This is a genomic window from Hyphomonas sp., assembly GCF_036964145.1.
Lineage (GTDB): Bacteria > Pseudomonadota > Alphaproteobacteria > Caulobacterales > Hyphomonadaceae > Hyphomonas.
This window is the reverse complement of record NZ_JBALUC010000004.1, coordinates 53438-72583: the sequence shown is the minus strand read 5'-3', so window position 1 is coordinate 72583 and position 19146 is coordinate 53438. Positions and strand designations below refer to the sequence as shown.

Here is a 19146-nt window from a genome sequence, read left to right as displayed (position 1 = left end):
AGAATAAGTCATGGGACGCGTCATTTCAGTATTGGTTCCGATTGGGATCCTCGCCGTGGTCGGCGTCGGCGGCGTCTTCGCCCTGTCCGCGATCAAGCCTCAGCCCGAAAAGGCCGAAGAAGCCCGGGCGGGTCTCAACGTGTTTGCCGAACCGGTTCGTCAGGGCGACCTGACGCTGGTGGTTGAATCCCAGGGGGAAGTGAAGCCCCGGCGCGAAATCATCGTCGCGCCCCAGATTTCCGGACGCATTTCGTATGTTTCGCCAGACTTCATTGATGGCGGCTTCATCAATAAGGGCCAATTGCTCGTCCGCGTCGAAGCGGCTGACTATGAATTGGCCGTTGTGCGCGCCCAGTCCACCGTGGCCAGCGCAGAGCAAGCCCTTGCGCTTGAGGAAGCCGAAGCCGAACTTGCCCGCCAGGATATTGAGGATCTCGGCATCTCCGACGCCTCTCCCCTCGCCCGGCGGGAGCCACAGCTGGCCGGTGCCCGCGCCGCGCTTGAATCCGCCAAGGCCCAGTTGAAAGATACCCAGCTCGCGCTCGACCGCACCGCCGTCTACGCGCCGTTTGCCGGCCGTGTGCGCGAGCGCAATGTCGATATCGGCCAGGTCGTCTCGGTCGGCCAGTCCCTTGGCCAGATCTTCGCCAACGATGTGGTTGAAGTCGCCCTGCCCCTCAAGGACGCCGAAATGGGACGCCTTGGCCTGCCCCTGGCCTTCAGCTCCAGCACCGAACGCCCCGGTCCGGACGTGACCTTCCGGGCCACTGTTGGCGGCATTGAGCGCGAATGGCATGGCCAGGTCGTGCGCACGGCGGCCGCAGTGAACTCCCAAACTCGCCAGATCAACGTGATCGCCGAGCTGAAAGATCCGTATGGGGCCGGTGCCGATGGCGATGCGCCCATGGCCCCCGGCCTGTTCGTGAACGCCATCATTCAGGGCGAGACGCTGGAAAACGTGCTGATCGCTCCGCGCGGCGCGCTTCGCGGCGATGACCGCCTGTTTGTTGGTCTGCCGGATGAAGGCAAGCTGGCCATTCGCCAGGTGAAGCTGATCTATTCCGACACTGACGGGGCGTATCTTTCCTCCGGGGTTGAACCCGGCGAACTGGCCATCACCAGCCCGATCCAGGCCCCGTTCGAAGGCATGAGCATCACGGTCATGCAGCGCATGGAAGACGGCACCATCAAGGTCTATGAGCCCAAACGCTCCGAGGAATCCTCCAGCACCAGTGGCGAACCCGCCGCAATTGCGTCGACTGAGGGTGAAGGAGCGGCCCAATGAGCGGGATCGTCGCCTGGTTCGCGCGTAATGCCGTCGCCGCCAATCTGCTGATGATTGTGGCCTTCACGGGCGGCGTCTTCGGCTACACCAAGATGGAACAGGAAATGTTTCCGGTGGTGAATATTACCGGCGCTTCTGTTGCCGTCACATGGAACGGTGCCTCCCCTCAGGATGTCGAAGACCAGATCGTCACGCGCATCGAGGAAGCGGTCGCCGACATTGACGGCCTCGACCGTATCACCTCCATCGCCAATGAAGGTCTGGGCGTGGTCAACATCAAGGGCCGCGACGACATCGACATGGACAAGTTCCTGGACGATGTGAAAATCCGCGTCGACCAGATCAACAATCTTCCGCAAGCCGCTTTCCAGCCGCAAGTCACCCGTTGGGAACAACGCAACAACTATATGGGCCTGTCGGTCCACGGAAATGTGGATGCGCGCACCCTGCGACGTGTCGGAGATGACGTCCGGGATGACATTGCCAATCTGGCCGGCGGCGAACTGGCCCAACTCGGCGGGGTTATCGACGAACAGGTCAATATCGAGGTTTCCGAGGAACAGCTGCGCCGCTACGGCCTCAGCTTCAGTGATGTGGCAACAGCCATCCGCCAGTCATCCCTGAACTCGTCCGGCGGCCGGATCGAATCCTCCACCGGGGATGTTTCCATCACGTCGCGCCAGCTGGCGGACACGGCCGAGCAATTCGGCAACATCATTATCCGCCAGTCAACGGAACAGGGCACGGTCCGCGTGTCCGATGTGGCGACCATTGATGACGGCTTCGCCACCGACAAGTTCAAGGCCACCTACAATAATGAGCCCACTGTGTTCGTGCAGGTGCCCCAGCCGAACACGATGCACATTGTCGAATATACGGACAGCATCAAGGAATATATCGAGCGCGCCAACGATCCATCCAACGGCATCCTCCCGGAGGCCGTGCGGATCGACATCTTGTATGACGATTCCGAAGCGTTCAACGCACGTATGGACCTGATCCAGCAATCGGCCCTGACCGGGGCCATCCTGGTCATGCTCGTCCTGATCCTGTTCCTGCGTCCGACGGTTGCCCTGTGGGTGACGGTGGGCATCATCACCGCCTTCGCGGGCGGCATCCTGCTCCTCCCCTATTTTGGCGTGTCCTGGAACATTCTCTCGACCTTCGCCGTGCTGCTCGTGATTGGCGTGATCGTCGATGACGCCATCGTAGTCGGGGAGAATATCCACCGGGAAATCGAGAGTGGGCGACGCGAAGGCCTGGACGCTGCGATCGTCGGGACACAACTGGTTCTCAAGCCGGTGGTTTTCGGGGTTCTCACCACGATCATCGCTTTCCTGCCCTGGGCCTTCATTTCCGGGCCGACCCGGATGTTCACCCAGCAGATCACCTTCGTCGTGGTCGCGGCCCTGATCTTCTCGATCATTGAATGCATGCTGATCCTGCCGAGCCACCTGTCGCACATGAAGCGCCAGTCCTTCGAAGGCCCATCCGGCAAGCTGCTCAAACTACAGCACACGATCGCTGACAGCCTGCTCTGGTTCGCCAACAATCTCTACAAGCCGACCTTGGAAATGGCGATCCGCTATCGCTATGCGACGGTTGTCTTCTTCTTCTGCCTGTTCTTCCTGGCCACCCGCGTGACGGGCATGGGCATCGTGCCCTTCAAATTCATGCCGGAAATCGAAGCTGACCTTGTCAGTGTCGAGATCGCAATGCCCGACGGTACCCCCTACTCCCGGCTGGAACAGATCCGTGACCAGTTGCAAGCCGGTATCGACGTGACAATGGCGGAATCGATCCAGCAATATCCAAAAATCGATGGCGGTCTCATCAAGGACGCCGCCGTGGTCGCGTCCGGCACCCGGGTCAATGCCTGGATCGGTGTCCTGCCCCCGGAAGAGCGGCCTGTCGGCCTCCGGTCGAAGGACATCGCCGAACAGCTGCGCAACAATGTCGGCGAGATCCAGGATGCCGAGGAAATCAATTTCGACTTCACCTTCAATGATGAACAGAGCGGCGTTCGCTTTGCCCTGAATCATCAGGATCTCGACCGCCTGCGCGAAGCTGCAGCGGCTGTGAAGGAACACCTCGCAACCTATGCCAACGCTTATGACATTGGCGACAACCTTTCCTCCGCCGCCGAGGAGATCCGTATCTCGCTCAAGCCGGGCGCGGAAACGCTCGGTATCACGCTGGCCAGCGTTACCCAGCAGGTCCGTCAGGCCTATTATGGCGAAGAGGCCCAGCGCCTGCCCCGAGACGGGGAAGACGTCCGCGTCATGGTGCGCCTGCCGGAAGCGGCACGGGAAGATCTCGACAGCCTCAACTCCCTCCGCGTACGTACAGCTGATGGCCGCGAAATCCCCGTGACCCAGGTGGCGAATTTCGACTACGCTCCGGGCATCAACCGCATCATCCGACGCAACCGCACACGGTCTGTCTCTGTCTATGCAGAAGTGCTGGGCGATGGCGGCCGGGGTCAGATCATGGCGTCCATGGACCAGAATTTCTGGCCCGAGTTTGAAAAGACGTTCCCGGATGTCGAACGCGGCATGGCCGGTGGCTATGAAGAAGAACAGAAATTCATGGAAGAAGTGGGACGCCTTGTCCTGATCGCCATTGGGGCGATGTATATCCTGCTGGCGGTCGCTTTCCGCTCTTACGCCCAGCCCATCCTGCTGATGATGGCCCTGCCCTTCGCCTATTGCGGCGCCGTGTTCGGCCTCTGGTTCTTCGATACGCCGATGGCCATGTTCTCGTTCTTCGGGATTGCCGCAGCCGCGGGCGTTGTGATCAACGACAACCTCGTCCTGATTGATTATGTGAACCGACGGCGAGATGAAGGCGCTGGCGCGGTTCAGGCCCTGGTCGATGGCGGCGTCTCGCGCTTCCGTCCGATCCTGCTGACCTCCGTCACCACCTTTGTCGGCATCCTGCCACTGATCGCGGAAAAATCCGTGCAGGCGCAATTCCTGAAACCGATGGTCGTCTCGCTCGGCGCTGCCGTGGCCTTCGCCCTGTTCGTCTCGCTGCTGATGGTCCCTGCCCTCTATGCGGTGGGCGTGGAGATTGGCCGGGTGTTCCGCTGGACCTGGGGCGGCAAGCCCTTCCGCCAGATCGGTGAGACCTATAGCGGCGAAGTGACGATTGATGAGGATGAATTGATCGGCACCAGCCAGGATAGCGGGCTTGGCCCAATGGCGCCTGCCGAATAAGATGACCCCAACTTGATGGAAGCCCGCCCGGAAACGGTGCCGGGCTCCATTCATACCACTGGAGAGACTGAAAATGAAAAAACTCATGCTCGGGGCAGCGACCATTGCCCTTCTCGCTGCCTGCGGCCCATCGGCCACTGAAGAGGCCGGCCAGCCCGCAGAGCCTGCAGAAGCAACCTCGACCTCTGCCACGACGCCCAATGAAGACGGCAAATATGTCACCCCGGAAGGTCTGGAACTGTCCGCAGCCGACTATTGGGGCGATTGGGGCGTGGACCTGACCTTGCGCGACGAGTCGGTTGAGCCCGGCAAGGATTTCTATGCCTATGCCAATGGCAAATGGCTGGACAGTTTTGTGATCCCGAGTGATCGCACCCGCTACGGGGCCTTCACCCTGCTCGCGGAGAAATCCGAACAGCGCGTGCTCAACATCATTCAGGAACTCGCCGAGGCCGAGCCCGACCCGGCCACGCTCGAAGGCAAGGTCGCGTCCGTCTACAACGCCTATATGGATACAAGCGGGATCGAGACCGCCGGCCTGACACCGGCAACGCCCTATCTCAGCAAGATCAATGGCATCTCCAGCCGGGAAGATCTCGCCAAAGTGTTCGCCGCCACCGGCTATGCCTCCCCTATTGCGGGCTGGGTGGATGTCGATTCCAAGCAGACGGACCAGTACATCTTCTATGTGACCCAGGCTGGTCTCGGCATCGGGGATCGCGACTATTATCTCGATGACAGCGAGAAGAACCTCGAAATCCGCGCCGCCTACAAGGCCATGCTGGTCAGCCTGCTGACCGAAGCCGGTCATGAGGATGCCGAAGCGGCGGCAGACCGCGTGATCGCGCTCGAAACCCGCATCGCCGAAGCCCATTGGGATCGCGCTGCAGGCCGCAATCGCAACCTCACCTACAACAAGATGAGCCGCGAAGAGTTGGAACAACTCGCCGGTGACTTCCCGGTGGCCACCATGCTGATGGACCTTGGCCTGAACGGCGAAGATACATTCGTTGTGCGTCAGGTGACCCCGACCGCCGAGGAAATCGAAGAGAACGGCATGACCCCTGAACAGGTCGAGAAAGTCTCGGGCGGCGGCATCGGCGGCCTGTTCGAGATCATGCAGACCGCCTCCCTGGAGGATTGGAAGGCTTACCTGACGGCGCATTTCCTGATCGACCATGCGGATGTCCTGCCGCGCCGCCTCGATGAGGCGTCCTTTGACTTCTATGGCAAGACGCTGGGCGGCGCCGAGGAACAGCGCGAGCGCTGGAAGCGGGCCGTCTCCACGGTTGAGGGCTCTGTCGGCGAAGCCGTCGGCAAGGTCTATGCCGAGCGTTTCTTCCCGACCGAGAACAAGGCCGCAATGGACGACCTTGTCGAGAACCTCCGCGCGGCCATGGCCAGCAATCTCGATGAAATCGACTGGATGGGCGAGGAAACCAAGACCGAAGCCCATGACAAGCTCGCCAAGTTTACGCCGAAGATCGGGTATCCCGAGAATTTCGAGACCTATGAAGACCTGAATGTCGGCCCGGATGCCTTCGCCAATTCGATGGCAGTGAATGACTGGGCATGGAAAGACATGATCTCACAGCTTGGCCAGCCCATCGACAAGACGGAATGGTTCATGCTGCCCCAGACGGTGAATGCCTATTACTCGCCGAACCGGAACGAGATCGTCTTCCCCGCTGCCATCCTGCAACCTCCCTTCTTCAACCTGACCGCAGACCCGGCCGTCAATTATGGCGCCATTGGCGGGGTCATCGGCCACGAAATGGGACACGGCTTTGATGACCAGGGCGCGAAATCCGACGGAGACGGCACGCTCCGCAATTGGTGGACCGCCGAGGATGACGCGAATTTCAAAGGCAAGACCGGCGCCCTCGTGGATCAGTACAACGCCCTCTGTCCGCTGGATGAAGGCGAGACCTGTGTAAATGGCGCCCTGACCCTCGGCGAGAATATCGGCGATCTGGGCGGGCTTTCCATGGCCTACAAGGCCTACAAGCTGAGCCTGGATGACAATGGCGATGGGACCATCAGCGCAGATGAGGAAGCCCCCGTTCTCGACGGCCTGACCGGTGACCAGCGTTTCTTCCTTGCCTGGGCTCAGGTCTGGCGGTCGAAGTATCGTGAGGAAGCAACCCGCCGCCAGCTGCTGACCGACCCCCATTCTCCGCCGGTTTACCGGGTGAATGGCGTCGTCCGGAACCTGTCGGAATGGTACGATGCCTTTGACGTTACGGAAGACGACGCCATGTATCTGCCGCCGGAACAACGCATCCGAATTTGGTAAACAGACGTAAACCGTAATGTATATTACAGAAGCAGCGCTTGAGGGCGCTGCTTCTTTACTTGTTCTGAAGAAGTGTGCGTATATCGTCACTGTACAGCCGGGTCTGGCACGGCAGTTGCAATGATTTCTGTGAACAAGGAATGCCGCCCAAAATGAAACTCCTCAACCGCCTGTTCAAGCCACTTAAGCCCGAGCCCGAGGCTCCTGCTGCCGCGCGTGTTGAGCAGATGGTTATCCCCACCAAGGAGCGTCCGCGCCCTGTTCGTGCCTCCGTCTATCGTGAAGCCAATATCGTGTACGAGTCCGGCTATACCCGCCGCGGTATCGTTCTTGACCATTCCGATTCCGGTGTCCGCCTTCGTTTTCCAACGAATGAGGGCATGCCGGAAATCGTGACGCTTCACGCCAAGGGCGTTGGCCTGCAGGGCCTTGCCCGGGTTGTCTGGCAAAACGGATCCGAAGCCGGCTTCGAACTTGTGGGCATATAGGCCCGCCCCCACCGATTCCATTCGCTCCCTTGGCATGAGGCCCTGAAAGGTCTTCAATGCACTTCCATTAGGAAAGGGACGCATAATGGCTATCATGAAATCAGAACAGATCATGTCGGAATCGACCAAATCCTTCGAGGATGCGATTCAGACTGCCGTCACGCGCTTTGACGCCACGGTCAAAGGCCTCGCTTCGGCCTATGTCAACGAGATGTACACCACGATCAAGAACGGCAAGATCGAAAAGTATCGGGTGAACCTCCAGATGACCTTCGAAGTGATGCCGCCCAAGGCAGCTGACAAGGCTTCCCGCGCCAAGAAGAAATAGAGGCCGCGTGTGGCCAAGGATGTCGAAACCTGGTTTTCGAACCTTGACCCTGCCCAGCGCGAAATAGCGGAAAGCCTGCGCGCGCGTATTCAGCTTGCAGGTCCCGATTTGACCTGCAAGCTCGCCTGGGGCTTTCCGTGCTGGAGCGGGCGGGAGAGAATTTTCTCGATCGCCGCGCACAAGGACCGCTGCAATCTGCAGCTTTTCTATGGCGCCGAACTCGCCCCGTCTCATCCGGCCCGGATTGAAGGCACCGGCAAGGCCCTGCGGCATGTGAAAATCCGGTCGCTCGACGAAGTCGATGAGGGCCTCGACCGCATTATCGAAGACGCGATCCGGCTGGACACCGCCCATCCGCGACGCGTTCGATAAGAATGCGTGACAGCCGCGCGTAACGCCCTATCATCTGGAACCAGATGCAACAGGAGCGTGCCCGATGCGCCAATCCCTCGTTGCGGCCCTGGCCGCGTCCTGCCTCGCGCTCACTGCTGCCGCCTGTTTGCCGGGAGCCGAGGCCCAGTCAGCCCCTGCCCCGGAGACCTCTTCCATGACGGCCACGCAATTCACCCGCATTGACGGCAAGCCCCTCGACCTGACAGCGCTGGACGCCAAGGCGGTCCTCGTCGTCAACACAGCCTCCAAATGCGGCTACACCCCGCAATATGAAGGCCTGCAAGCGCTCTATGAGGCGAAAAAGGACAAGGGCCTTGTCATTGTCGGCGTCCCCTCGAACGATTTCGGGGGTCAGGAGCCGGGCACTGAAGAAGACGTCCAGACGTTCTGCAAACTCAATTTCGGCGTCACGTTTCCACTAACGAAGAAATACGCCGTCACAGGCGCTGACGAACATCCGTTCTACTTGAACGCCGTGGACGCCCTTGGCGACGCCGCGCAACCGAAATGGAACTTCCACAAGATCCTGGTTTCAGGCGATGGCACACCGCTCAAGGCCTATCCCTCGGCCACAACCCCGTCCGACGCAGCGCTGATGGCCGACATCGAAGCTGCACTCGGCAGCTGAGTTCGACCAGCCCGAACGTGGCATGATCTCCCCGCAGCGCGGCCCGGACGACGGATACGAACCCCTGTCAACGTGCGACATGCGGCGTGACGGTAATATTTGCCCTGATTGCGCCATTCAGCGGCCTTGACGAGTCCGGCCCGGACGCGCTTTGTGTTCGCACCTGCAAAAAAACTCTAGCGGAAGGAAACTCCATGTCTGAACAAGATCCCGTCGTCATCGTCGGTATGGGCCGCACGCCCATGGGTGGCCTGCTCGGCGACCTTGCCAGCCTGACAGCCAGCGAACTGGGCGCCATCGCCATCGAAAAGGCCGTCAGCGAAGCGAAACTGTCGCCAGGCGAAGCGAATGAAATCATCATGGGCAATTGCCTTCCCGCGGGCCAGGGCCAGGCCCCTGCCCGTCAGGCCGGTTTCAAATCGGGCCAGGACAAGGGCCTCGAAGCCACGACGATCAACAAGATGTGCGGATCCGGCATGCAGGCCGCCGTCATGGGCCGTAACGCCATCCTCGCAGGCGACGCCAATATCGTGATCGCCGGCGGCATGGAATCCATGACCAACGCCCCTCACCTGCTGAATGTCCGCAAGGGTCACAAATACGGCACCATGAACGCCGAAGACCATATGGCGCTCGACGGCCTGTCTGACGCCTACAAGGGCGGCCCCATGGGCCAGTTCGCTGACATGATCGCCGGGGAGTACCAGTTCACCCGCGAGCAACAGGACGCCTATGCGCTGGAAACGCTGAGCCGCGCCCAGAACGCAACAAAGTCAGGCAAGTTCAAGCGCGAGATTGCGCCGGTCACCATCAAGACCCGCAAGGGTGAGACGGTGGTCGACACGGACGAACTGCCGCGCACGGCGATGCCTGAAAAGATTCCGACCCTGCGCCCGGCCTTTTCCAAGGACGGTACAGTCACGGCGGCCAACGCATCCGCCATTTCCGACGGCGCCGCCGCCATCGTCCTGATGCGCGAGTCTGAAGCCAAGAAGCGCGGCCTGACCCCGCTGGCCAAGATTGTCTCGTCTTCCAGCCACGCCCACGAGCCGGAATACTTCACGACGGCCCCTGTGCCCGCCATGAAGAAGGCGCTCGAAAAAGCCGGCTGGAGCATCGACGAGGTCGAGCTCTGGGAAGTCAACGAAGCCTTTGCGGTCGTGCCAATGATCGCCATGAAGGAAATGGGCATTCCCCACGAAAAACTGAACGTGAATGGCGGCGCCTGCGCGATGGGTCACCCGATCGGCGCCTCCGGCGCCCGTCTGATCGTCACCCTGCTCGCGGCCATGGAAGACCGCGGCCTCAAGAAGGGCATGGCCAGCCTCTGCATCGGCGGCGGCGAAGGCATCGCCATGGCGCTGGAACGCTACTAGGGGTCCTGCATGCTGGATGAAACCCGGATCCTCGACCATTTCGCCGAACAGGCGGGATGGTGCGAGGATCTGGGCTCTCCCTTCACAGCCGCCCTGCTTCGGCAGTTTGCGGATGATTTCGCGACCGATGGCCCGGTCGCAAACATCTGTCATGACTGGACCGGCAATCCCCGCAAGGATGCCCTTGGCCTCAGACTGGCCGGCGTCCTGCATCATGCCGTCCTGACCGGGACAGCCCCTGCCCTTGCCGCGACCTATCCTGCCCATGTGGCGGAGTGGAAGATGGAGGATGTCTGGGCCGAGGCGCGGCCCTGGCTTGCAGCTCACATCCCTGATGTCCGCACCTTCCTCAAGAGTCCCCCGCAGACCAATGAGACCCGCCGGTCGATTGCGCTCCTGCCCGGCTTTCTCGAACTCGCCGCAACCTACCGCATGCCCATGCACCTGCTTGAGTTGGGCGCCAGCGCAGGCCTCAACCAGAATTGGGATCGGTTCACCTATGATGGCGGCACCTGGCAACGCCCAGGGCCGAGCGAGGTCACCATCTCGACCATCTGGAACGGGCCGGAACCGCTTCACCTGGACGCCGCGCCGGTGATTGCTTCGCGCGCGGCGTGTGATCTCAATCCGATTGACGTGTCAGACGAGGCCGCCTTCCTGCGGCTCAAATCCTATACCTGGCCAGACCAGGCGGGCCGCCTTGCCCGGCTGGATGCCGCCGCAGAGCTTGCGCGCCAGATGGGCGTTCACGTCGAACAGGCCAATGCGGTCGACTGGCTGGCCAAGCGCCTGGCCAACCGCCCGTCCGAGGGCCTGACAGTGATCTATCATTCGGTTTTCCTGATCTATCCGCCAAAGGATGATATTGAACGTATCACGCGGCTGATTGCGGAAGCTGGTGCAGCTGCGACAGATACGGCACCCCTCGCCTGGCTCTGCTTTGAACCGGAATCCCTGTTTGGGGGTGACCGGACTTCCCCCCGCCTGCAAACCCGGCTGCAGGTCTGGCCAAGTGGCGAGCCCCGTATACTGAACGAATCCGACGGTCATGTAACGCATGTGGACGTGCCGCAGGCCTAGTCCGCCGCGCGCACGTCTTCTGCCAGTTCGACGGCCAGCTCATGCATGGCCTCTCCGGCCTGTTCGCTATGCTGGTTTGTGTTCACAATAATCACAAGCCCCTGCTCCGGGAGAAGCGTGACGTGGGACAGCCAGATCGTGTTGGAACCGGCATGGCGATAGTAACGCCCGAGCGTATCATGCTGACCAACCGCCCAGCCCAGCGCATAGTCTGAAGTGCTGTCGGGATAAGGCGTCATCAGCTTCCCATATATCGCTTCCGGGCGCAGGAACTGGCTGAGAAAACGGGCGTGCGCGGCCAAGGGCACATGCAACGTGCCAGCGGGCGCGAGCGCGGCTGGATTGTCCGCGTTCAGCCCCTTTCCCTGCCCCTTCAACCGACCGAACAGGTTTTTGGTGTGCCCTTCAAGGCCCTCTTTCGGCGGTCCGAAGCCCCAGCCCTCCCCGTTAGGAACCAGGGTTGAAAGGAACAAGGCTTCATAATTCTCGTATCCCTGCCGCGCCGCGATCCGGTCAATCGCTGCCCCGGCGATTATGTAACCGAGGTTCGAATAGGTGAATGTGCCGATTTCGCCGTCGGGCGGCTTTGCCAGGAACCCCTTTGCCAATTTTGTGCGCTGCGTCTCGACAGGGTCGCTTGATGCCCGGCTCGTCAGGAACCACATCATGCCTGGATTGGCGGCCAGCCCACTGCGGTGGGACAGGAGATGCTCGATCGTCACATCATTCCAGGCTGGGTCCATCTCGTCAGCGAGATCGGGCAGCAATTCCGGCAGCGTCGCGCCCCAGCTGGCTTTCCCCTGTTCGACGAGACGGCCATACAGCAATGCCGTCAGCATCTTCGTATTGGAACCAATATGCCAGGCATCGCCCGGCTGAACGGCATCGCGGCTGCCCTTCACCCGCTCCCCCGCGACGGCCAGGCCGAGGATGTTGCCGTCTGCATCAGCCACCACCGCGCCAAGCGCGACCAGGCCGGTCTCTTCACGGACGGTTTCCAGTTTCTGCTGGAGTTGGCCTGCCTCAAGAGGTGCAGCCCCCGATGGCAGGACCATCGACGCCAGCATCACGCACAGGATCACGGCACGAAACATGACGCCTATCCTCGTAGCGCCAGCCTGACTGGTCAAGCAGAAGCGGGCTTCTTGAGGTCTTCCACAAGATCCAGCGGCAGCGCCGTCGTGCGCTTGGCGACCCGGATCACAATCCGCGACTGCACATCCGACACCAGCGCGGAGCCGAGCAGCTTGTCCCGCAGGAAATTGTCATAGGCGTGCATGTCGGTCGTGATGATGTGGATCATGTAATCGACCGCGCCCGTCACCGTCATGCACTCGATGACTTCTGGCCAGGCCTGCACCATCTGCTCGAACGCATCGAGGTTTTCGCGGCTGGGAAGGGCCAGTTTGACACTGGCCATGACTTCAAAATTCAGTCCGAGCGACTTGTTGTCCAGCAGGGTGACGCGGCCCGTAATGAAACCAGCCTCTTCCATCCGCTTGATCCGCCGCCAGCAGGGCGACGATGACAGGCCGACCCGGTCGGCAATTTCGGCGACGGACAGGCCGGCATCATGCTGAATGATGTCCAGTATCCTCGCGTCGACAGCATCTATTTCTTGGGCCAATTTTGCTCACTTTCTCGCATTTTCCGGTAAAATATGCCCCGGAATAGCAAAAACTACGCAAGATAGGCAAGCAATTTCATTCGATTTCGCCAATAATATGCCTAAACCCACTTAATAGGCATGCTATGCAACACCGCGAAGTCACGCTGGACGACAAATACGAGCTTGTCGAGGGAAAAGCGTTCATGACGGGCATTCAGGCACTGGTACGCCTGCCGCTTGACCGAAAACGCCTCGATCTGGGTCTTGGCCTGAACACGGCTGGCTTTATCTCCGGCTATCGCGGCTCCCCGCTGGGCGGGTATGACCAACAGCTGCGCGCCGCCCAGAAATGGCTGGATACTCATGATATCCAGTTCTGGGAGGGCCTGAACGAAGATTTGGGCGCAACGGCCGTCTGGGGCAGCCAGCAGCTCGGTCTGTTCCCTGGCGCCAAGTATGATGGCCTGTTCGGCGTCTGGTACGGTAAGGCCCCCGGCGTGGACCGGACCGGCGATGCCTTCAAACATGCCAATGCTGCCGGCGCGTCGAAACATGGCGGCGTGCTCGCGATCATCGGCGACGACCATAATTGCAAATCCTCCACCCTGCCCTCGCAATCCGAATTTGCGATGGCGGATGCCGAAATCCCGGTCCTGAACCCGGCCTCCATCCAGGACGTGCTGGATTATGGCATTCATGGCTGGGCGATGAGCCGGTTCTCCGGCGCGTGGACCGGCCTGGTCGCGCTTGCCGACACGATGGATTCCGGCGCGGTAGTCAGCGTCGATCTCGACCGGTTCAATTTCATCTCCCCAGATTTCCAGCTGCCCGAAGATGGCGTGCATATGCGCCGCGGCGACAGCCCGCTCGAAAAGGAGCGGCGCCTGCGCCAGGTGAAGCTCCCGGCCGCGCAGGCCTATGTGCGCGCCAACAAGCTGGATCATGTCATCCTGCCTGCGCCGGAAACCCGTGTCGGTGTTGTTGTGACGGGCCAGGCTGCCCGCGACGTGTTCGAGGCGCTCGCGGCGCTTGGCCTGTCACCGCAGGATGCAGGGCGTCTGGGTCTCTCCGTGTACAAGGTGGCCATGCCGTGGCCCCTTGAGCCCGAAGGGATCCGGGCGTTCTGCAAGGGCCTGGAGCGTGTGGTCGTGATCGAGCACAAGCGCCCGCTGATCGAAGACCAGCTGCGATCGGTCCTGTATGATTTGCCGGATGGTCAGCGTCCGACGGTGGAAGGCAAGCGCGACCGTGACGGCCGCCCCCTGCTTTCGGACATCGCCTCCATCTCCATCCCGGAAATGGCCGCTGCGCTGATGAAGATCATTCCCGAAGGCTGGGACACCAGCCGCGCCGAAGCCTATTTCGACCGCATTGGCCGCGCCGGCGAAGCCGCCCGCACGAATGCGTCCGAGACTGTGCGGACCCCGCACTATTGCTCCGGCTGCCCCCACAATTCCTCCACCGTCGTGCCGGAAGGCTCGCGCGCGCTGGCCGGCATCGGCTGCCACTACATGGCGAACTTCATGCCGGACCGCAAAACCGACATGACCAGCCAGATGGGCGGCGAAGGCGTGCCGTGGATCGGCCAGTACTGGGCAACGGAAGAAGACCATGTCTTCGTCAATCTCGGCGACGGCACCTATTCCCATTCCGGCAGCCTTGCCATCCGCGCCGCGGTCACCTCCGGCGCCAGCATGACCTACAAGATCCTCTACAATGACGCCGTTGCCATGACCGGCGGCCAGACGGTGGAATCCGGCCAGACCCCGGCCCAGATCGCCCAGCAGGTCGAGGCCGAAGGCGTCGAGACGATTGTCATCGTGACCGAGGACCCGACCCGTTACGCCAACGTGAAACACCTCCCCCGCCGCGTGAAGATCTATGACCGCGAGGAACTCGAAGAGGTTCAGGTCATGCTGCGCGAGACGCCCGGCGTCTCTGTCATGATCTATGACCAGATCTGCGCGACCGAAAAGCGCCGCCGCTCCAAGCGGGGCCTGCGCGCGCCGGACCGCACACGCGTCGTCATCAATACCGAAGTCTGCGAAGGCTGCGGCGATTGCTCGATCAAATCGAACTGCCTGTCGGTGGAGCCGGTCGAGACCGAACTTGGCCGCAAGCGCCGCATCAACCAGTCGACCTGCAATACTGATCTCTCCTGCCTGCGCGGTTTCTGCCCGAGCTTCGTGACGATCCAGGATGGTGAACCGGCCTGGCAGGACCAGCCCCGTCCGGAATTCGACGATGCGGGCCTGCCCCTGCCGGAAACGCCCAGCCTGTCGGAACCGTGGAATGTACTGTTCACCGGCGTCGGCGGCACAGGCGTCACCACGGTCGCGGCCGTGCTGGCCATGGCCGCCCATGTGGACGGTCATGCGGCCTCCAGCCTCGACATGACCGGTCTTGCCCAGAAGGGCGGCCCCGTGCTCAGCCACATCCGGTTCGCCCGCGAGCCGGAAATGATCTCGACCGGGAAAGTCCCACCTGCGAGCGCCGACCTCATCATCGCCTGTGACCTCGTCGTCGCGGCCGGGGGCGACGCCCTCAATCTGATGGATGGCAACCGCACCGCGGCCTATGCAAACTCCGACGTCACCCCGACCAGCGAATTCATCCGGGATCGGTCAAAACGTTTCGAGAGCGACCTCCTCGCCGCCCGCGTCAAGCGCCAGGCGCGCGACTTCGATGCCTTCGATGCCGAGGCCCTCGCGGTCGGCTATCTGCATGACGCGATCTATACGAACATGATCATGGTCGGCTTTGCCTGGCAGAAGGGTCAGGTGCCCATAAGCCTCCGCGCGCTTTACCGCGCCATTCGCCTGAACGGCACCAAGGTCGAAGACAACATGTCCGCCTTCAATATCGGCCGGATCGCAGCGGCGAACCCGGAACGCCTCCTGCCCCAGCATGACCCGCGCGGTCATATCGAAGAGAAGACGCTGGACGAACTGATCGACGACCGGGCAGCGCGCCTCACCGCCTATCAGGACGCCGCCTATGCAGAGACCTATCGCAGCATCGTCGCCCAGGTGCGCGCCGCCGAACATGCCGCCGGCCTTGGCGAGAAACTGACCCGCGCAGCGGCCACCTATGCCTACAAGGTCATGGCCTACAAGGATGAGTATGAAGTCGCCCGTCTCTACACGGACGGTAAGTTCGCCGACTATATCGCCAGCCAGTTCAAGGGCGGCAAGCTGCGCCTGATGCTGGCCCCGCCAATCCTCGCCAAGAAGGATGCACAGGGCCATCTGAAGAAGAAGCATTTCGGCCCGTGGATGTTCCAGGTCTTCAAACTGATGGCGAAGTTCAAGGGCCTGCGGGGCACGCGGTTCGATCTGTTCGGCTATACCGAAGAGCGCCGCATGGAGCGCAAGCTACGCGACGACTATCTCGCCGGCCTCGCCCGCATCGCGCAGGAACTGTCTGCGAAGAACCACGACCTCGCCGTCGCCCTCGCCGAAATTCCGGACGACATTCGCGGCTATGGCCATGTGAAGGAAGCTGCTGCCGAAGTTGCCAAGGCGAAAGAGGCCGAACTCTGGGCCGGTTGGCCTGAGGGCAAGCTGCCTAAGGCGAAGACCACGCTGATCGCGGCGGCGGAGTAGACCCCTACCCCGCCTCTTCGACCTGCACGTCGATGATGGTGCCCTTCTTGCCGAGCTTTTCGAGGGTCTTCTCGATATCGTCGGACTCGACGGTGCGCGTATAGGTCTTGGTGCCGCCGCCGAATTTCTTGACCTTCACCTTGAGCTTGACGTCCTCCTCGGGGCCGTCCAGCGCGTCCCCGGTGACGTGCACGACCCCAGAGCCCACCGCATAGGCGCCCTTCGCCGTCGCTTCGACCACATCGCCCGCCACACTGACGGGTACGGTCACGATCTTGGTGGCAAGACAGGCGGGCAGCGTGGCAAGCATGCCGGCGATCAGAACTAGGCGAATGGCAGGCATGGCAAAGGCTCCTCTGGCTCTGGCCAGACTAGAGCAGAGGAATGTTTAAGCCATGTTACGAAATCAGCAGGCTAGTCCCGCGCCAGCGCCTCATCGATCAGGCGGGCCGTATTGGCCACACCATACAGCGCCGCGAAGCTGCCGAAGCGCGGCCCTTGGCTCTGGCCGAGCAAGACTTCATACAGCGCCTGGAACCATTCGCGCAGATTCTCGAATTCATGCTCCTTGCCGACCGAGAAGGTCAGCGTCTGGAGATTCTCCGAGGTCGGCTCGCCATCGAACGCCTTGAGGTGGGCAGAGAGGTCTTCCATCGCCGCGCGTTCCTTGTCCGTCGGCGCGCGATAAGTCTTCTGCGGCAGGACAAAGTCCTGGTAATAGCTCATCGCATAGCCGGCGAGTTCGTCGAGCAGACGGTTCTTCTCGGGTGAGGCCTCCGGCGCATATTGCGAGATGAAGCCCCAGAGCTGGCTCTTGTCTTCCGGGTTCGCCACGGCGACGAGGTTCAGCAGCAGCGCAAAGCTGACCGGCGTGGTCTCGGCGGGCGGGTTGCCGGAATGGATGTGCCAGACCGGATTTTCCAATTGGCGCGCAGGCTCCTCACTCGGATACTTCTCAAGGAAGGTCAGGTACTCGTCCACGGCCTTCGGGATGACGTCGAAATACAGCTTCTTCGCCACGCGCGGCTTCTGGAACTGGAACAGGCTGAGGCTTTCGTCCGGCGCATATTTCAGCCAGTCCTCGACCGAGATGCCATTGCCCTTGGTCTTGGAGATCTTCTCGCCTTTTTCGTCGAGGAACATCTCATAGACATATTGCTCGGGCGGCCGGACCCCCAGGATGCGGGTAATCTTGGAATAGATCGGTGCATTGGCCTGATGATCCTTGCCGAACATTTCAAAGTCCACGCCGAGCGCGGCCCAGCGCATGCCGAAATCGGGCTTCCACTGCATCTTCACATGGCCGCCGGTCACCGGCAGCGTGAATTCCTTGCCGGACGCATCTTCGAACGTCACGGTCCCCTTCTCTCCGTCCACGGCCTTCATCGGCACATAGAGCACTTCTCCCGTGTCCGGATGGATCGGCAGGAACGGGCTATAGGTTGCCTGGCGCTCTTCGCCCAGCGTTGGCAGCATCACATCCATGATGTCCTGATACTTCCGCGCGGCCTCCAGCAGCATGGCGTCGAACCGACCGGATTTGTAACATTCCGTGGCCGACAGGAATTCATACTCGAACCCGAACTGGTCGAGGAAGGCGCAGAGCCGCGCATTCATGTGCGCGCCATAGGAATCATGCGTGCCGAACGGGTCCGGCACCGCCGTCAGCGGCTGTTGCAGGTACGGCTCCAGCTTTTCCGGGTTCGGCACGGTTGGCGGCACTTTCCGCATCCCGTCCATGTCATCCGACACACAGATCAGGCGCGTTGTGTATTTGCTGCCCGTGAGCACTTCAAAGGCGTGGCGCACCATGGTCGTGCGAACGACTTCGCCGAACGTGCCGATATGCGGCAGGCCCGACGGGCCATAGCCGGTCTCGAAGGTCACAGGGTCGCCAGCCTCACGCTGGCCGGCCTTGATCTGCTGCTCCACGCGCTGTTCCAGCTTGCGGGCAAGCTCGAACGGCCAGGCCTTTGCGGAATGGGCGAGCGTGGAGAGATCGGTCATCGGAAATGTCAGTCATTGTTGAGAAATAAAGGGTCCGCCGGACCTAGAGGCCGCACGGGCTCTGGTCAAGCGGCGCGAACTTTCTTGTAAAAAATGTTTGACATGTCAAAAATCTTTGACCATATAGGGTGTGTAAGAAATTTTTGACCTACAAAGGAACTCCAACAATGTCTTTTCACGAAAAATCGGCCTGGATCATGGGCCTCCTCATCAGCCTGACCGGGGTCTGGTATGTGTCCAGGGTCTGGAAGATGTCTCAGGCGCTGGGCGAGACCGCGCCGCCCACCCTCGGCCTGATCGGCGGGGCCACACTCATGCTGGTCGTCGGCGCCATTATCAGCCACATAATCATTGCCAGCATTTCGCCGGAAGACGCCGACGATACCGAGGATGAGCGCGACAAGCAGGTGCTCCGCCGCGCCGGGAACATCTCCGGCTACGTGCTCGGCTTCGGCATCTTTGCGGGCCTCTGGCACTATTACATCAATTCAGATGGAAACCTGCTCTTCCACATCGCGGTCGGCAGCCTGATTGCCTCGCAAATCGCGGAATATGTCCTGACCATCCTGTTCTACCGCCGGGGCACCTGAGTCATGGCCAAACGCCCCCCTATCCTCAACCGCGTGAAGCAATTGCGCGAGGCCCATGACGGCATGAGCCAGGCGGCCCTGGCAAAAGAGATCGGCGTGACCCGGCAGACGGTGATCGCCATCGAACAGGGCCGCTATTCCCCCTCCCTCGAGAGCGCCTTCCGCATTGCGCGGGTCTTCCAGGTCGGCCTTGAAGACGTGTTCCAATGGGATGACACCGCCGAGGCCTGAGATCAGGCCCGG

16 protein-coding genes are annotated in these 19146 nt (G+C 61.3%); 12 read left to right on the top strand and 4 right to left on the bottom strand.

Features of this window, described 5'->3' with window-relative positions:
* The first annotated feature begins 10 nt into the window (after window positions 1-10).
* The 9 genes from V7660_RS12490 (at window position 11) to V7660_RS12450 (ending at window position 11092) form a co-directional block, all read left to right on the top strand.
* Window positions 11-1285 (top strand): efflux RND transporter periplasmic adaptor subunit, encoded by a 1275-nt coding sequence (locus V7660_RS12490; protein ID WP_335603379.1) that lies wholly within the window; start codon window positions 11-13, stop codon window positions 1283-1285.
* Window positions 1282-4503 (top strand): efflux RND transporter permease subunit, encoded by a 3222-nt coding sequence (locus V7660_RS12485; protein WP_335603378.1) that lies wholly within the window; start codon window positions 1282-1284, stop codon window positions 4501-4503. The genes V7660_RS12490 and V7660_RS12485 overlap by 4 nt, the downstream gene beginning before the upstream one ends.
* Window positions 4504-4576: 73 nt before the next feature.
* On the top strand, window positions 4577-6799 hold the full coding sequence (locus V7660_RS12480) for a M13 family metallopeptidase (protein ID WP_335603377.1): 2223 nt from the start codon (window positions 4577-4579) through the stop codon (window positions 6797-6799).
* 152 nt (window positions 6800-6951) lie between these two features.
* Window positions 6952-7287, top strand: coding sequence for a hypothetical protein (locus V7660_RS12475; RefSeq protein ID WP_335603376.1), 336 nt, complete (start codon window positions 6952-6954; stop codon window positions 7285-7287).
* An 85-nt stretch (window positions 7288-7372) separates the two neighbouring features.
* The gene (locus V7660_RS12470) at window positions 7373-7615 is read left to right on the top strand and encodes a dodecin family protein (protein ID WP_335603375.1); all 243 of its coding nucleotides are present in this window, start codon (window positions 7373-7375) and stop codon (window positions 7613-7615) included.
* A 9-nt stretch (window positions 7616-7624) separates the two neighbouring features.
* Window positions 7625-7987: a DUF1801 domain-containing protein gene (locus V7660_RS12465; protein ID WP_335603374.1), complete on the top strand. Its 363-nt coding sequence runs from the start codon at window positions 7625-7627 to the stop codon at window positions 7985-7987.
* A gap of 64 nt (window positions 7988-8051) precedes the next feature.
* Complete coding sequence (locus V7660_RS12460) at window positions 8052-8636, top strand: glutathione peroxidase (protein WP_335603373.1); 585 nt, start codon at window positions 8052-8054, stop codon at window positions 8634-8636.
* 194 nt (window positions 8637-8830) lie between these two features.
* Entirely contained in the window at window positions 8831-10012 is a 1182-nt protein-coding gene (locus V7660_RS12455) for a thiolase family protein (RefSeq protein ID WP_335603372.1), read from the top strand.
* A 9-nt stretch (window positions 10013-10021) separates the two neighbouring features.
* Window positions 10022-11092 carry a DUF2332 domain-containing protein gene (locus V7660_RS12450; protein WP_335603371.1) on the top strand — a complete coding sequence of 357 codons (1071 nt, stop codon included), beginning with the start codon at window positions 10022-10024 and terminating at the stop codon, window positions 11090-11092.
* Here the strand turns inward: V7660_RS12450 and V7660_RS12445 are convergent.
* Together V7660_RS12445 and V7660_RS12440 are read right to left on the bottom strand one after the other, a co-directional pair.
* Complete coding sequence (locus V7660_RS12445) at window positions 11089-12186, bottom strand: serine hydrolase domain-containing protein (protein WP_335603370.1); 1098 nt, start codon at window positions 12184-12186, stop codon at window positions 11089-11091. The genes V7660_RS12450 and V7660_RS12445 overlap by 4 nt on opposite strands.
* A gap of 32 nt (window positions 12187-12218) precedes the next feature.
* Entirely contained in the window at window positions 12219-12719 is a 501-nt protein-coding gene (locus V7660_RS12440; RefSeq protein ID WP_335603369.1) for an Lrp/AsnC family transcriptional regulator, read from the bottom strand.
* Window positions 12720-12844: 125 nt separating this feature from the next.
* Between V7660_RS12440 and V7660_RS12435 the strand changes: the two genes are divergently transcribed.
* Entirely contained in the window at window positions 12845-16306 is a 3462-nt protein-coding gene (locus V7660_RS12435) for an indolepyruvate ferredoxin oxidoreductase family protein (RefSeq protein ID WP_335603368.1), read from the top strand.
* 4 nt (window positions 16307-16310) lie between these two features.
* On the opposite strand, the gene V7660_RS12430 is transcribed toward V7660_RS12435, so the two are convergent.
* Both V7660_RS12430 and V7660_RS12425 read right to left on the bottom strand, forming a co-directional pair.
* Window positions 16311-16649 carry a hypothetical protein gene (locus V7660_RS12430; RefSeq protein WP_335603367.1) on the bottom strand — a complete coding sequence of 113 codons (339 nt, stop codon included), beginning with the start codon at window positions 16647-16649 and terminating at the stop codon, window positions 16311-16313.
* 71 nt (window positions 16650-16720) lie between these two features.
* Window positions 16721-18313, bottom strand: coding sequence for a lysine--tRNA ligase (locus tag V7660_RS12425; protein WP_335603366.1), 1593 nt, complete (start codon window positions 18311-18313; stop codon window positions 16721-16723).
* A gap of 167 nt (window positions 18314-18480) precedes the next feature.
* Between V7660_RS12425 and V7660_RS12420 the strand changes: the two genes are divergently transcribed.
* Together V7660_RS12420 and V7660_RS12415 are read left to right on the top strand one after the other, a co-directional pair.
* Window positions 18481-18903 carry a hypothetical protein gene (locus tag V7660_RS12420; protein ID WP_335603365.1) on the top strand — a complete coding sequence of 141 codons (423 nt, stop codon included), beginning with the start codon at window positions 18481-18483 and terminating at the stop codon, window positions 18901-18903.
* 3 nt (window positions 18904-18906) lie between these two features.
* Window positions 18907-19134, top strand: a complete 228-nt coding sequence (locus V7660_RS12415) for a helix-turn-helix transcriptional regulator (RefSeq protein WP_335603364.1) — start codon at window positions 18907-18909, stop codon at window positions 19132-19134.
* Window positions 19135-19146: the final 12 nt, after the last annotated feature.